The 13,936-nt window shown below is 64.0% G+C and carries 10 protein-coding genes and 1 tRNA gene; 10 read left to right on the top strand and 1 reads right to left on the bottom strand.

Going from position 1 to position 13,936, the window contains the following annotated elements:
• Positions 1-8: 8 nt before the first annotated feature.
• The 10 genes from ABQY64_RS13285 (at position 9) to pnp (ending at position 12,651) form a co-directional block, all read left to right on the top strand.
• Positions 9-1,511, top strand: a complete 1,503-nt coding sequence (locus tag ABQY64_RS13285; RefSeq protein WP_039522180.1) for an NADH-quinone oxidoreductase subunit M — start codon at positions 9-11, stop codon at positions 1,509-1,511.
• 36 nt (positions 1,512-1,547) lie between these two features.
• Entirely contained in the window at positions 1,548-3,008 is a 1,461-nt protein-coding gene (nuoN, locus tag ABQY64_RS13280; RefSeq protein ID WP_039523046.1) for an NADH-quinone oxidoreductase subunit NuoN, read from the top strand.
• Between the two features lie 202 nt (positions 3,009-3,210).
• Positions 3,211-3,287: transfer RNA gene (locus tag ABQY64_RS13275), tRNA-Met, on the top strand.
• Positions 3,288-3,497: 210 nt separating this feature from the next.
• Positions 3,498-4,088: a ribosome maturation factor RimP gene (rimP, locus tag ABQY64_RS13270; RefSeq protein WP_046343329.1), complete on the top strand. Its 591-nt coding sequence runs from the start codon at positions 3,498-3,500 to the stop codon at positions 4,086-4,088.
• A gap of 4 nt (positions 4,089-4,092) precedes the next feature.
• Positions 4,093-5,604, top strand: a complete 1,512-nt coding sequence (gene nusA, locus ABQY64_RS13265) for a transcription termination factor NusA (protein ID WP_016903006.1) — start codon at positions 4,093-4,095, stop codon at positions 5,602-5,604.
• Positions 5,605-5,699: 95 nt separating this feature from the next.
• On the top strand, positions 5,700-8,408 hold the full coding sequence (gene infB, locus ABQY64_RS13260; protein ID WP_039522179.1) for a translation initiation factor IF-2: 2,709 nt from the start codon (positions 5,700-5,702) through the stop codon (positions 8,406-8,408).
• A 141-nt stretch (positions 8,409-8,549) separates the two neighbouring features.
• Complete coding sequence (gene rbfA / locus ABQY64_RS13255) at positions 8,550-8,942, top strand: 30S ribosome-binding factor RbfA (RefSeq protein WP_181105585.1); 393 nt, start codon at positions 8,550-8,552, stop codon at positions 8,940-8,942.
• Between the two features lie 80 nt (positions 8,943-9,022).
• On the top strand, positions 9,023-9,949 hold the full coding sequence (gene truB / locus ABQY64_RS13250; RefSeq protein ID WP_104601303.1) for a tRNA pseudouridine(55) synthase TruB: 927 nt from the start codon (positions 9,023-9,025) through the stop codon (positions 9,947-9,949).
• Between the two features lie 157 nt (positions 9,950-10,106).
• Positions 10,107-10,367, top strand: a complete 261-nt coding sequence (rpsO, locus tag ABQY64_RS13245) for a 30S ribosomal protein S15 (protein ID WP_003485583.1) — start codon at positions 10,107-10,109, stop codon at positions 10,365-10,367.
• Between the two features lie 169 nt (positions 10,368-10,536).
• Positions 10,537-12,651, top strand: a complete 2,115-nt coding sequence (gene pnp / locus ABQY64_RS13240) for a polyribonucleotide nucleotidyltransferase (protein WP_039526507.1) — start codon at positions 10,537-10,539, stop codon at positions 12,649-12,651.
• A gap of 224 nt (positions 12,652-12,875) precedes the next feature.
• Here pnp and ABQY64_RS13235 read toward each other — a convergent pair whose 3' ends face one another.
• The gene (locus ABQY64_RS13235) at positions 12,876-13,922 is read right to left on the bottom strand and encodes a DUF2272 domain-containing protein (RefSeq protein ID WP_104569831.1); all 1,047 of its coding nucleotides are present in this window, start codon (positions 13,920-13,922) and stop codon (positions 12,876-12,878) included.
• Positions 13,923-13,936 lie beyond the last annotated feature (14 nt).

Raw genomic sequence — 13,936 nt, 5'->3', positions numbered from 1 at the left:
AAGAAAACGTGTCGAACTGGCCTTTACTGTCTATCTTGATCTGGCTGCCGATTATCGGTGGCGCCTTGATCCTTGCGTTGCGCAACGCCGAGACTGCCCGCTGGGCATCGTTGGCGGTGGCGGTGGCCACCTTTGTGCTGAGTCTGCCGCTGCTGGGCTACGACACCGCCAATGACGCCATGCAGTTCATCGAACTGCATGCCTGGATCCCGGCCTACAACATCGGCTACAACCTGGGCGTGGACGGCATCGCGGTCGCGTTGATCGTGCTGACCACGCTGGTGACGGTGCTGGCGCTGATCGGTGCCTGGCGCTCGATCGACAAGCGCGTCAATCAGTACGTCGCCGCCTTCCTGATTCTGGAGGGCGTCACGGTCGGCATCTTTGCCGCGACCGACGCGATGCTGTTCTATGTCTTCTTCGAAGCCATGCTGATCCCGATGTTCCTGATCATCGGCGTCTGGGGCGGCCCGCGGCGCATCTACGCGGCGATGAAGTTCTTCCTGTACACCTTCCTCGGCTCGGTGCTGATGCTGGTGGGCCTGGTCTACCTGTATCTGAAGGGCGGTAGCTTCCAGCTGGCCGACCTGTACGCGCTGCAGCTGACCGCCAAGGAGCAGACCTGGATCTTCTTCGCCTTCCTGATCGCGTTTGCGGTCAAGGTGCCGATGTTCCCGGTGCACACCTGGCTGCCGGATGCGCACGTCGAGGCGCCGACCGCCGGTTCGGTGATCCTGGCTGCGATCGCGTTGAAGATCGGTGGCTACGGCTTCCTGCGCTTCAACCTGCCGATCGTGCCGGATGCAAGCCACGAGTTCGCCTGGCTGGTCATCACGCTGTCGCTGATCGCGGTGATCTACGTCGGTCTGGTGGCTCTGGTGCAGGACGACATGAAGAAGCTGGTGGCGTATTCGTCCATCGCGCACATGGGCTTTGTCACCCTCGGCACCTTCATCGCCTTCACCCTGGTGCGTGAGTACGGCAGCACCGACGCCGCCCGTCTGGGCCTGCAGGGTGCGATGGTGCAGATGATTTCGCACGGCTTCGTGTCCGGTGCGATGTTCTCCTGCATCGGCGTGCTGTACGACCGCATGCATACCCGCCGCATCGCCGATTACGGCGGCGTGGTCAACGTGATGCCGTGGTTTGCGACGTTCTCCATGCTGTTCTTCATGGCCAATGCTGGCCTGCCGGGTACCAGTGGCTTCGTCGGCGAGTTCATGGTGATCCTGGCCAGCTTCCAGAAGCATCCGCTGGTTGCCTTCGCCGCCGCCACCACGCTGGTGATCACCGCCGCTTATACGCTGTGGCTGTACAAGCGCGTGTTCTTCGGCGAAGTGGCCAATGCCCATGTGGCCGAGCTGAAGGACATCAATGGCCGTGAGGCGTTCGTGCTGGGGGTGTTCGCCGTTGGCGTGCTGGCCCTGGGCCTGTATCCGAAGCCGCTGACCGATCTGATGGAACCATCGATCGCCAAGCTGGCTACCCAGATTGCCGCGTCCAAGCTGTAACAGCTTGCCGTACGTTTTGATTTCCAGGATTTGATGATGACCACGCCAACGCTCGCGCCGTTGACCACCGCTGACCTGGCTCCGCTTGTTCCGGAGCTGGTGCTGATCGGCGGCGCCTTTGCACTGCTGATGCTCGACCTGTTCGTGAGCCAGCGGAACAAGGTCTGGACCCACCTGTTCTCCGTCGCCGTGCTCGCGGTGGTGTTCGCGCTGTTGGCGACCGGTACGGGCGGGCAGGGCGAGATCTTCCACGGCATGTTCGTGCGCGACACTGCGGCCGACGTGATGAAGACGGTGATCGTGCTGGTCAGCGGGCTGAGCCTGGTCTACGGCTGGACCTACCTGCGCGAACGCAATCTCTATCAGGGCGAGATCCCGGTGCTGGTGTTGTTCGCCACCGCCGGCATGATGCTGCTGACCTCGGCGGGCAGCCTGTTGATGGTGTACCTGGGCCTGGAACTGCTCGCGCTGTGCTCGTATGCGCTGGTTGCCTCCAATCGCGACAACGGCCTGGCCACCGAAGCGGCGATGAAGTACTTCGTGCTCGGTTCGCTGGCCTCGGGTTTGCTGCTTTACGGCATGTCGCTGGTCTACGGCGCCACCGGTACGCTGAGCCTGAGCGGCATCCATGACGCGATCGAAGGCTCCAACGAGCGCACGCTGCTGCTGACCGGCACCATCTTCATGATCGCCGGCGTGGCCTTCAAGCTGGGTGCCGCGCCGTTCCACATGTGGTTGCCTGACGTGTACCAGGGCGCGCCGGCGCCGATCGCCTTGTTCATCAGCTCTGCGCCTAAGCTCGCTGCCTTCGGTATGGCGTATCGCCTGCTCGAGGTCGGCATGGGTCCGCTGTCGCCGCAGTGGCATCTGTTGATTGGTGGCCTGTCTGCAGTGTCGCTGGTGATCGGCAACCTGATGGCAATTGCGCAGAGCAACCTCAAGCGCATGCTGGCGTACTCGACCGTCTCGCACATCGGCTTTCTGTTGATGGGCGTGGCCGGCGGCGGCGAGGAAGGCTATGCCGCGGCGATGTTCTACGCGGTGAGCTACACCATCATGTCGACCGCCGCGTTCGGCGCGATCATCGCGTTGTCGCGCAACGGCTTCGAAGCCGAGAACATCGACGACTTCAAGGGACTCAACGCACGTAATCCGTGGATGGCCGGCCTGGTGCTGTGCATCATGGCCTCGCTTGCGGGTATCCCGCCGTTCCTGGGTTTCTGGACCAAGCTGGCAGTGCTCGGCGCAGCGGTGAAGGGCGACATGTTGTGGCTGGCCCTGGTCGGTGTGCTCTGCGCGGTGATCGGCGCGTTCTACTATCTGCGTGTCATCAAGGTCATGTACTTCGATGAGCCGGTGGGCGAGCCGCTGCCGGCCAACAACGATCGTGTGCTGGGGACCGTGCTTGGCGTCAACGCGCTTGCGTTGCTTGCGCTGGGCCTGGCCTGGAGCCCGATCATGGTGTGGTGCCAGCGTGCATTTGCAGGCCTTGCCTGAGTCACGCGTCCTTGCATGACCTCGCGGCGCGTGTGCTACGCGCGTCTTCGAGGGAGGACTGAAATAAAGTCGTGATTGCTGTTTCGTTTTTGTTGCAATGCGGTTATCATTTGCCGCGACGTTGAAGACCCCCAGGGTTTTCAATCGATGAAAAACTAGGGCTTGCAATTGCCGCTCAAGTTCTTCATAATTCCGCTTCTGCTGCGGGGTGGAGCAGTCTGGCAGCTCGTCGGGCTCATAACCCGAAGGTCGCAGGTTCAAATCCTGCCCCCGCTACCAAGTTTTGAAGTACTGCTTTAATGCAATGCCTTAGGGCAGTACTTCAGCTTCTTGGATCGCAAAGACGCATGTTCCCGTCTTTGCGCCGACCCTGAGAGGTCGGGCTTTTTTCACGCAAGGGGCCCATCGGGCCCCTTGTTTTTTCCGGAACCGGAAAGTTTGCTGCCGGTTGCCGGGGTTCTACTGGCAATCATCTGATCAGGGCAGTCTGTGAGCGAAAAAGCGACCGAAATCGCGAATCTGCTGAGTCCAACGGTTGAGTCCTTGGGCTTGGAACTGCTGGGTGTGGAATATCTTCCCGCTCCAGGTGGCGCCACATTGCGCCTGTACATCGATGTGCCGCTGGCCGAACAGCCCGAGCGTGTCATCAACGTCGACGACTGCGAGCGCGTGAGCCGCGAAGTCTCGGCCCAGCTCGACGTCGAAGACCCCATCACCGGCAACTACACGCTCGAGGTGTCCTCGCCGGGTGTGGACCGTCCTTTGTTCACGCTGGAGCAGTTCGGCCGTCACGTTGGCGAGTCCGCCAAGATCGTGCTGAAGCTGGCGCAGGATGGCCGGCGCCGCTTCCAGGGCCAGATCGTGCGGATCGACTCCGAGACGGACGCGGTGGTGTTCGCCGTCGACGGCAAGGATGTGCAGATCGGCTTCGACAACATCGACAAGGCGCGCATCCTGCCGGATTGGGTCGCCCTGGGCCTGGCCCCGCAAAAACCGAACAAGCCCGGCCCGAAAAAACCCGGGCACGACAAGAAGAAACCATCCAACGAGTCGGCGGCTGGCAAGCCGCGCGCGGAGTGACGAAATGAGCAAGGAACTTTTGCTGGTAGTGGATGCGGTGGCCAACGAAAAGGGCGTGCCGCGCGAAGTGATCTTCGATGCGATCGAGGCCGCGTTGGCTTCCGCAGCGAAGAAGCGCTATCCCGACCAGGACGTGCTGACGCGCGTGACCATCGACCACAAGGACGGTAACTACGAAACCTATCGTCGTTGGGAAGTGGTTGCCGACGATGTTGTGATGGAATCCCCGGATCGCCAGGTGCGTCTGATGGATGCCGTCGACGAAGCCGACGGCGTGGATGTGGGCGACTACATCGAAGAACAGATCGAAAACCCGGACTTCGGCCGTATCGCGGCGCAGGCTGCCAAGCAGGTGATCGTGCAGCGTGTGCGCGAGGCCGAGCGTCAGCAGGTGGTCGATGCCTGGAAGGACCGCGTTGGCGAGTTGATCACCGGTGTGGTCAAGCGCGCCGAGCGCGGCAACATCTTTGTCGATCTGGGCGGCAATGCCGAAGCCTTCATTCCCAAGGACAAGGGCATTCCGCGCGACGTGCTGCGCCCGGGCGACCGCGTGCGCGGCTATCTGGCCGAAGTGCGTTCGGAGCCACGTGGCCCGCAGCTGTTCATCAGCCGCGCCGCGCCGGAGTTCATGATCGAGCTGTTCAAGCTCGAAGTGCCGGAAGTGGGCCAGGGCCTGGTCGAGATCAAGGCCTGCGCACGCGATCCGGGCGACCGCGCCAAGATCGCGGTGATCGCGCACGACACCCGCACCGATCCGATCGGCGCGTGCATCGGTATGCGTGGTTCGCGCGTGCAGGCGGTGTCCAACGAGCTCAATGGCGAGCGCGTGGACATCGTGCTGTGGAACGAGAACCCGGCCAACTTCGTCATCAATGCGATGGCGCCGGCCGAAGTGCAGTCGATCATCGTCGATGAAGACAAGCACTCGATGGATCTGGCCGTGGCGGAAGACCGCCTGGCTCAGGCGATCGGCAAGGGCGGCCAGAACGTGCGTCTGGCCAGCCGCCTGACCGGTTGGCAGCTCAACGTGATGACCGCCGACCAGGTGGCCGCCAAGTCCGAAGCCGAGCAGACCTCCGCGCGCCAGTTGTTCATGGATCGCCTGGAAGTGGACGAAGAAATCGCAGCGATCCTGGTGACCGAAGGTTTCAATACGGTCGAAGAAATCGCCTACGTGCCGGTCGGCGAGTTGCTGGCGGTGGAAGGCTTCGACGAAGACATCGTCGAAGAGTTGCGCGCCCGTGCCCGCGATGCGTTGCTCAACGCCGCGCTGGCAGAAGAAGAAGGCCTGGAAGGAACTCAGCCCACCGAGGACCTGCTGGCGCTGGAGGGGATGGACGAGGAAACGGCCTTTGCTCTGGCCGAGCACGGCGTGCGCACCAGCGAGGACTTGTCCGACCTGGCAGCGGACGAGATCGTCGACTTCGGCATCGAGGGTCTGACCCAGGAGCGCGCCGCGGCGCTGATCCTGGCGGCCCGCGCCGAGGAGATCGCCCGTTTGGAGCGCGGCGAATGAGCCGGCAATGAACCGCGCCCTGACCCCATCAGGGCTTAGAATCAGCGTTTCCCTTGCTCTGGGCGAGGGGGCGCCAACCAGATCATAGGATCCGAATGTCGCAGCAAACCACCATCCGCAAGCTTGCCGAACTGGTCAATACGCCGGTCGATAAACTGCTGGTTCAACTGGCCGAGGCCGGAATGAAGTTCAGCGGTCCCGACCAGGTCGTGACCAGCACCGAGAAGATGAAACTGCTTGGCTTCCTGCGTCGCACGCATGGCAAGGCCGAGACGCCTGCCGAAGCGGCGAGCGAAGCAGCCAAGAAGATCACCCTCAACCGGCGCAAGCTGCAGGAAGTCACGGTCAGCGCCGGTCGCACCAAGACCACGGTCAACGTGGAAGTGCGGCAGAAGCGCACCTACGTGAAGTCCGAAAACGAAGGCGGCGGCCGTCCTGCGCCGATGACCCCGGACGAAGAGCGCGCCGACATCCTGGCCAAGCTCGCCGCCTCGCGTCAGCGCAATCTCGACGAACAGCAGGCGTTGGCTGAAAGCGATCGCGTGCGCGACGAAGCGATCCAGCGCAAGCGCGAAGAGGAACAGGCTGCGCGCGACCGCGCCGAAGCCGAGCGCAAGGCTGCCGAGGAAGCCGCTGCGGCTGCCAGTGCGCCGGCGCCGGTGGCTGCCGCACCCGCACCGCCTGCAGCACCTGCCGCACGCGCGCCGTCGTCTCCGTCTGCGCCGCGTCCGGCCCGTCCGGCTGGCGCATCGCCGGCATCGCGTCCGGCCACGCCGGCGCGTCCGGACGACCGCTCCAATGCGGCCAAGCACAAGACGCGCGGTTCGCACGTCATGGTGGCCGGTGTCGAAGACGACGATGCGACCAAGCGTTTTGCCGGGCAGTTGCATCTGTCCGCGGCCGATCGTGCGCGCCGTTCCAACGTGCGCGGCAAGCCGACCGGTCGTCCGGGTTCGTCGTCCTCGCGTCGTGGCAACGACAACGGCCGTGGCGGCAACCAGGGCAATAGCGGTCCGCACGGGTTCGAGCGTCCGACTGCACCAGTGGTGCGCGAAGTGGCGATCGGCGAGACCATCACCGTGGCCGACCTGGCGCAGAAGCTCGCGCTCAAGGGCGGCGACGTGGTCAAGGCGTTGTTCAAGATGGGCGTCATGGCGACCATCACCCAGAGCATCGACCATGACACCGCCGCGCTGGTGACCGAAGAACTCGGCCACAAGGCCGTGCGTGCCGACAATGCCGACTTCGAGGATGCGCTGCTGGCACATGCCGAGGATGCGCAGGGCGATGCCACGCCGCGTCCGCCGGTGGTGACCATCATGGGTCACGTCGATCACGGCAAGACCTCGCTGCTGGATTACATCCGTCGCACCAAGATCGCCTCCGGCGAAGCCGGTGGCATCACCCAGCACATCGGTGCGTACCACGTCGAAACCGGCCGTGGCGTCATCAGCTTCCTGGATACGCCCGGCCATGCCGCGTTTACCTCGATGCGTGCCCGTGGTGCCAAGATCACCGACATCGTGGTGCTGGTGGTTGCGGCCGATGACGGCGTGATGCCGCAGACCAAGGAAGCGGTGGCGCATGCCAAGGCGGCAGGCGTTCCGTTGATCGTGGCGGTGAACAAGATCGACAAGGCCGGCGCCGATCCGCTGCGGGTCAAGAACGAATTGCTGGCCGAAAACGTGGTGGCCGAAGAGTTCGGTGGCGATACCCAGTTCATCGAAGTGTCGGCCAAGGTCGGTACCGGTGTGGACACGCTGCTGGACGCGATTTCGCTGCAGGCCGAAGTGCTGGAACTCAAGGCAGTGGCCGAAGGCCGCGCCAGCGGCACCGTGATCGAATCCTCGCTGGACAAGGGCCGCGGCCCGGTGGCCACGGTGCTGGTGCAGCAGGGCGCGCTGAAGCGTGGCGATTACCTGGTGTGCGGCATCCAGTACGGCCGCGTGCGTGCGCTGTTCGACGAGACCGGCCACCAGCCGGCCTCGGCCGGTCCGTCGATTCCGGTGCAGGTGCTCGGCCTGTCCGGCGTGCCGGAAGCCGGCGACGACTTCGTGGTCGTCGACGACGAGCGTCTGGCCAAGGACGTGGCGCAGCAGCGCGAAACCAAGCGTCGCGAGTCGCGTCTGGTGGCCTCGGCCAGCAACCGCATGGAAGACATCCTGGCCCAGATGGGCAAGGGTGAAGGCCAGCAGGTGCTGAACCTGGTGATCAAGGCCGACGTGCAGGGCTCGGTGGAAGCGCTCAAGCAGTCGCTGGTGGCGTTGTCCAACGACGACATCCGCATCAACGTGATCCACTCCGGCGTGGGCGGTATCACCGAATCCGATGCGAATTCGGCAGCGGCCTCCAAGGCCACGGTGATCGGCTTCAACGTGCGTGCCGACGCCTCGGCCCGTAAGATCGTCGAGTCCAACGGCATCGATCTGCGTTACTTCTCGATCATCTATGACGTGATCGACCAGGTGAAGCAGGTGGCCTCCGGTCTGCTCGGTGTGGAAATCCGCGAAGAGATCATCGGTATCGCGCAGGTCCGCGACGTGTTCCGCAGCTCCAAGTTCGGCGCGGTTGCAGGCTGCATGATCATCGAAGGCGTGGTGAAGCGCAGCAAGCCGATCCGCGTGCTCCGCGACAGCGTCGTGGTGTTCGAGGGCGAGCTGGAATCGCTGCGTCGCTTCAAGGAAAACGTCGAGGAAGTGCGCAACGGTACCGAGTGCGGTATCGGCGTGAAGGCCTACAACGACGTCAAGGCCGGCGATCAGATCGAGTGCTTCGAGCGTATCGAAGTCGCCCGTACGCTATAACGGCTGCCGGGGCCTGCGGGCCCCGGACTCCGCCAGGCGGAGTTGCAACGCGAGTTCTGCAAGGCGAGGGCGGCATGGCCGCCCGCGTCCGTTTTTGGCTTCGGTGCCAACTGGCCCTCCGAATCAACCAGGTCCATGACCATGCCAACCAAATCATTCCATCGCACCGACCGCGTTTCGGCGCAGGTGCGTCGCGACCTCGGCACGATCGTGCACGCGGCCGTGCGTGACCACGGCCTGCCGTCGGTCAGCGTTTCCGACGTCGAAATCAGTCGCGACCTGGCACATGCCAAGGTGTTCGTGACCGCGCTGCAGCAGGAGCGTTCGGCCGAAGCGGTCAAGGGGCTCAAGGAAATCGCCGGTCAGTTGCGTACGCAGCTGGCGCGCGCGATGAAGCTGCGCCACGTGCCCGAACTGCATTTCCATTATGACGATTCGGTCGACCGCGGCGAGCGCATCGACAACCTGCTGCGTGACCTGGACGATGTCGGCCCCGAGGCCGCGTCCAGCGACAAGGACGCCGAGCAGCGCTGAGCGCTGCCGGCTGGCCGCCTGTCGATCAGCGGCCCTGATTTCAACGGGCGCGCACAGTGCCCGATTCGAGCACCGATCTGTTGAAACCCCGTATCGTCTATCGCCCGTTGCACGGCATCCTGTTGCTCGACAAGCCGGCTGGAGTCAGCTCCAACACGGCATTGCAGTCCGCGCGCCGCTTGTTGCGTGCCGAAAAGGGCGGCCACACCGGCAGCCTGGATCCGCTGGCCACCGGCTTGCTGCCGCTGTGTCTGGGCGAGGCCACCAAGATTGCCGGCCTGCTGCTCGGTTCGGCCAAGGCCTACGACGCCGAGATCGTGCTGGGTGTCACCACCGATACCGACGATGCCGATGGTCAGGTGTTGCGCGAGCGTGCGGTGCCGGCACTGGGCGAAGACGCGCTGCGTGCAGCGCTGACGCCCTTCATCGGGCGCATCCGCCAACAGGCCCCGATCTATTCCGCGCTCAAGCAGGGCGGCGAGCCGCTGTACGCCAAGGCACGCCGTGGCGAAGTGATCGAGGCACCGGTGCGCGAGGTCGACGTGCATGCGATCGATGTGCTCGGCTACGCCGCGCCGCGGCTGCAGTTGCGCGTGACCTGCGGCTCGGGCACCTACATCCGCAGCCTGGCGCGCGATCTGGGCGAGGTGCTTGGCTGCGGTGCGCATATCGCCTCGTTGCGCCGGCTCTGGGTGGAGCCATTTCGCGCGCCGCAGATGATCACGCTGGAAGCGCTGTCGGCAACCCTGGAAGCGGGCACCGACGCGCAAGAGCTGTTGCTGCCGATCGAGGCCGGACTGGCCGATTTTGCGCGGATTGTGCTCGATGCGGCGCATGCGGCGCGTTTTCGTATGGGCCAGCGCCTGCGTGATCCCGCATTTCCGACCGGCCAGGTGGCCGTGTTCGGACCCGACGGAATCCCCTCAGGGCTAGGCCTGGTGGACGCGGAGGGGCGTTTGTCGCCGCAGCGATTGTTCAATGGACTGAACGAAGCAGGGGCTTGTTAAGGTTTAGTCAACTTGTTCCCGGGCCCGCACGACGTTACAATTTTGCGGCCCCGATCGGGGCACCTTCAGCGCCAAGCGCGCTCATCCCAAGCAAACGGCGAGTCCGGCGGTGCGTTATGCACGTTCCTGTCGACCACGCATCTATCGAGTAAACATCATGTCCGTCGACACCCAGAAAGTTATTGAAGACAACAAGCGCAGCGCCCAGGACACCGGTTCGCCGGAGGTGCAGGTCGCCCTGCTGACCGCGCGCATCGAGCTGCTGACCGGTCACTTCAAGACTCACAAGAAGGATCACCACAGCCGTCGTGGCCTGCTTCAGATGGTCAACCGTCGCCGCAGCCTGCTCGACTACCTGAAGAAGAAGGACAACGAGCGTTACAAGTCCTTGATCGAGAAGCTCGGCCTGCGCCGCTAATCGAGTCACACCGCCGCGGCGCAGCGATGCGCCGCGGCTTTGTTTTGGTCATTCGCATCACGTTATCTGCAGCATGTAGTTCATGGGCCGGAGCCTCCCGGCCGCCCGTTCTCGGCATGGGTCGACGACGGTCCAACGAAGACAGCAACACCTAAGGGAAAAAACCTCCGTGGCAAAAATCACCAAAACCTTCCAGTACGGCAAGCACACCGTCACCCTGGAGACGGGCGAAATCGCTCGCCAGGCAGGCGGCGCCGTCATCGTCAAGTTCGACGACACCGTACTGCTGGTCACCGCCGTCGCCGCCAAGAGCGCGCGCGAAGGGCAGGACTTCTTTCCTCTGACGGTTGATTATCAGGAGAAGTTCTACGCCGGCGGCCGCATCCCGGGCGGCTTCTTCAAGCGCGAAGGACGTGCGACCGAGAAGGAAACGTTGATCTCGCGCCTGATCGATCGTCCGATCCGTCCGCTGTTCCCGGAGGACTACAAGAACGAAGTGCAGATCATCGCCACCGTGATGTCGATGAACCCGGACATCGACGGCGATATCGCCGCGCTGATCGGCGCATCGGCCGCGCTGTCGCTGGCCGGCACCCCGTTCAACGGCCCGATCGCTGCGGCGAAGGTCGGTTACAAGAATGGCGAATACATCCTCAACCCGACCGTGACCGAGCTGAAGGATTCGCAGCTGGAGCTGGTCGTGGCCGGTACCGCCAATGCGGTGCTGATGGTCGAGTCCGAAGCCGAGCTGCTGTCGGAAGAAGTGATGCTGGGCGCGGTGACGTTCGGCCATCGCGAGATGCAGAAGGTCATCAACATCATCAACGAGCTGACCGTCGAAGCCGGCACCAAGCCGTCCGACTGGGTGGCCCCGGCCAAGAATGACGGCATGATCGCTGCGCTGAAGGAAGCGGTGGGCGAGCAGCTCGCGTCGGCCTTCCAGGTGCGTGACAAGCTGCAGCGCCGCGACGCAATTTCGGCGATCAAGAAGGACGTGCTGGGTGCGCTGGCACCGCGCGCCACGATTGAAGGCTGGGCTGCCGGTGACCTGTCCAAGGAATTCGGCGAGCTGGAATACCAGACCATGCGCGGCTCGGTGCTGAGCACCAAGGTGCGCATCGACGGCCGTGCACTGGATACCGTGCGTCCGATCAGCGCCAAGGCTGGCGTGCTGCCGCGTACCCATGGCTCGGCGCTGTTCACCCGCGGCGAGACCCAGGCGATCGTGATCACCACGCTCGGCACTGCACGCGACGGTCAGGTCATCGACGCCGTCTCGGGCGAGTACAAAGAGAACTTCCTGTTCCATTACAACTTCCCTCCTTACTCGGTGGGCGAGTGCGGTCGTTTCGGCGCGCCGAAGCGTCGCGAGATCGGCCACGGCCGTCTGGCCAAGCGCGGCGTGCTGGCAGTGATGCCGAGCCTGGAAGAATTCCCGTACACCATCCGTGTGGTCTCGGAAATCACCGAGTCCAACGGTTCGTCCTCGATGGCATCGGTCTGCGGCAGCTCGCTGGCGCTGATGGACGCCGGTGTGCCGATCAAGGCGCCGGTCGCGGGTATCGCGATGGGTCTGGTCAAGGAAGGCAACGACTTCGTCGTGCTGTCGGACATCCTGGGTGACGAAGATCACCTCGGCGACATGGACTTCAAGGTGGCCGGCACTGCCGAAGGCGTGTCCGCGTTGCAGATGGACATCAAGATCGAAGGCATCACCGAAGAGATCATGAAGCAGGCGTTGCAGCAGGCCAAGGCCGGCCGTCTGCACATCCTCGGCGAGATGGCGCATGCGCTGACCACCCCGCGTCAGGAACTGAGCGATTACGCGCCGCGCTTGCTGACCATCAAGATCCACCCGGACAAGATCCGTGAAGTGATCGGCAAGGGTGGCTCGACCATCCAGGCCATCACCAAGGAAACCGGTACGCAGATCGACATCCAGGACGACGGCACGATCATCATCGCTTCGGTCAACGCCATTGCTGCGCAAGCTGCGAAGTCGCGCATCGAGCAGATCACCTCGGACGTGGAGCCGGGCCGCATCTACGAAGGCAAGGTCGCCAAGATCATGGACTTCGGTGCGTTCGTCACCATCCTGCCGGGCAAGGACGGCCTGGTGCACGTATCGCAGATCTCCAGCGAGCGCGTGGAAAAGGTCGGCGACAAGCTGAAGGAAGGCGATCTGGTCCGCGTCAAGGTGCTGGAAGTGGACAAGCAGGGCCGTATCCGTCTGTCGATCAAGGCAGTGGAAGAAGGCGAGGGCGTTCCGCCGTCGGCCGAGTAATCGCCGCTGGTTGATGCGTCACGAAAAAGCGGGCCTCGGCCCGCTTTTTTGTTGGGTGTTCGACAAGGGCGCCCGACTTGATCCTTCTTCTGCGGGAGAAGGTTTTCCGCAGGGGCGGATGAGAGAACGGGCGAAGCCTCGTGTGGTTGAACGATGGCCAGGGCTTCGCCGCCGCACCCTCACCCCAACCCCTCTCCCGACGGAAGAGGGGCTTTGATCCTTGCTTACCCCGGCTGCTGTGTCGGCGCGGGCTGTGTTTCCGGGCGTGGCGGCACCACGCGCGGGAAACCCGGCGGCATCGTGGTGGGTAAGGTGGTTGGCGAAGGCAGCGGTTCGACCGGTGGTGGCGCCGTCATCACCGCATCCGGGCGCAGCTTCAACAGGGCCGCCCAGTCGCGTCGATTGAAATCGCAGAGTTCTTCGTGTGCCGGCGTGCATTCGCTGGCGATGCCCAGACCGTCTTCGCTCTGGTCCTGGCTGCCGTCGGATTGCGGCGTCGGCAACACCACGCGGCCGGCGCGGTCCAGCGGCATCTTGCGCATCATCACCGTGTTGAACACATTGCCGCCGATCAAATACAGGGTGCGATCGCCACCGACGTTGGCGGCAATCACCACGTCGCAATGCGATTGCCACGGCATCGGCGCGCTGCCGCCAAGCCCGGCCTTGAGGCCGGCGTAGCCGAGCGCGGCGCTACGCCCGCGCAGCAGGCACAGCAGATCGCCGGGGGCGGGCTTTTCCACCGCCGGGTCGGTGAACTGGTACGGGCCGCTGGCGCCATCGTTGTAGGCGCTGCGGATGTAATCCAGATGGCGTGCAGAGCGATGGAAACCGCTCAGTCCGGCCTGCGTCATCACCCACGAGATGAAGGCGGCCGACCACGGGTTGTCGATCAGGAACGCGCGGCAATCGCTGGCGGTGTAGCGCGTGCCATCCAGTGCCGCGCAACTCGATGCGCCGGGGCGGCCGCCCATCGATGCCAGCGTGCCGCTGTCGCGCCAGTAGCCGGCCACGCGTTGCCAGGCGACCACGCCGTGGTCGGCCAGATAGCCCGATTCGGCCTCGGTCACGCCCAGGCTGGCCAGACGGCCCTTGGCATCGATAAACGGGTGCTGCCACAGGCGATGCTCGTTGCAGGCACTGCGCACGATGGCGATTGCTGCAGGGCTGGTGCCGAAGCGTGGCGGTACATCGCAGACTTCCGCGGCGGCCGCGGTGCCGCCCCATGCGGCCAACACCAGACAGAGCCACGGCCAAGGTTTTACAGTCATCGCAGATCCTGCAC

Source organism: Xanthomonas sp. WHRI 7065 (assembly GCF_040203115.2).
Classification (GTDB): domain Bacteria; phylum Pseudomonadota; class Gammaproteobacteria; order Xanthomonadales; family Xanthomonadaceae; genus Xanthomonas; species Xanthomonas arboricola.
The sequence above is the reverse complement of the archived record's forward strand: the minus strand, read 5'-3'. Positions and strand labels throughout refer to the sequence as shown.

Coding starts and splice junctions, on each gene's coding strand:
- infB (WP_039522179.1), top strand. CDS start 5,700: ATGTCGCAGCAAACCACCATCCGCAAGCTTGCCGAACTGGTCAATACG.
- rpsO (WP_003485583.1), top strand. CDS start 10,107: ATGTCCGTCGACACCCAGAAAGTTATTGAAGACAACAAGCGCAGCGCC.
- nusA (WP_016903006.1), top strand. CDS start 4,093: ATGAGCAAGGAACTTTTGCTGGTAGTGGATGCGGTGGCCAACGAAAAG.
- rbfA (WP_181105585.1), top strand. CDS start 8,550: ATGCCAACCAAATCATTCCATCGCACCGACCGCGTTTCGGCGCAGGTG.
- ABQY64_RS13235 (WP_104569831.1), bottom strand. CDS start 13,922: ATGACTGTAAAACCTTGGCCGTGGCTCTGTCTGGTGTTGGCCGCATGG.
- nuoN (WP_039523046.1), top strand. CDS start 1,548: ATGACCACGCCAACGCTCGCGCCGTTGACCACCGCTGACCTGGCTCCG.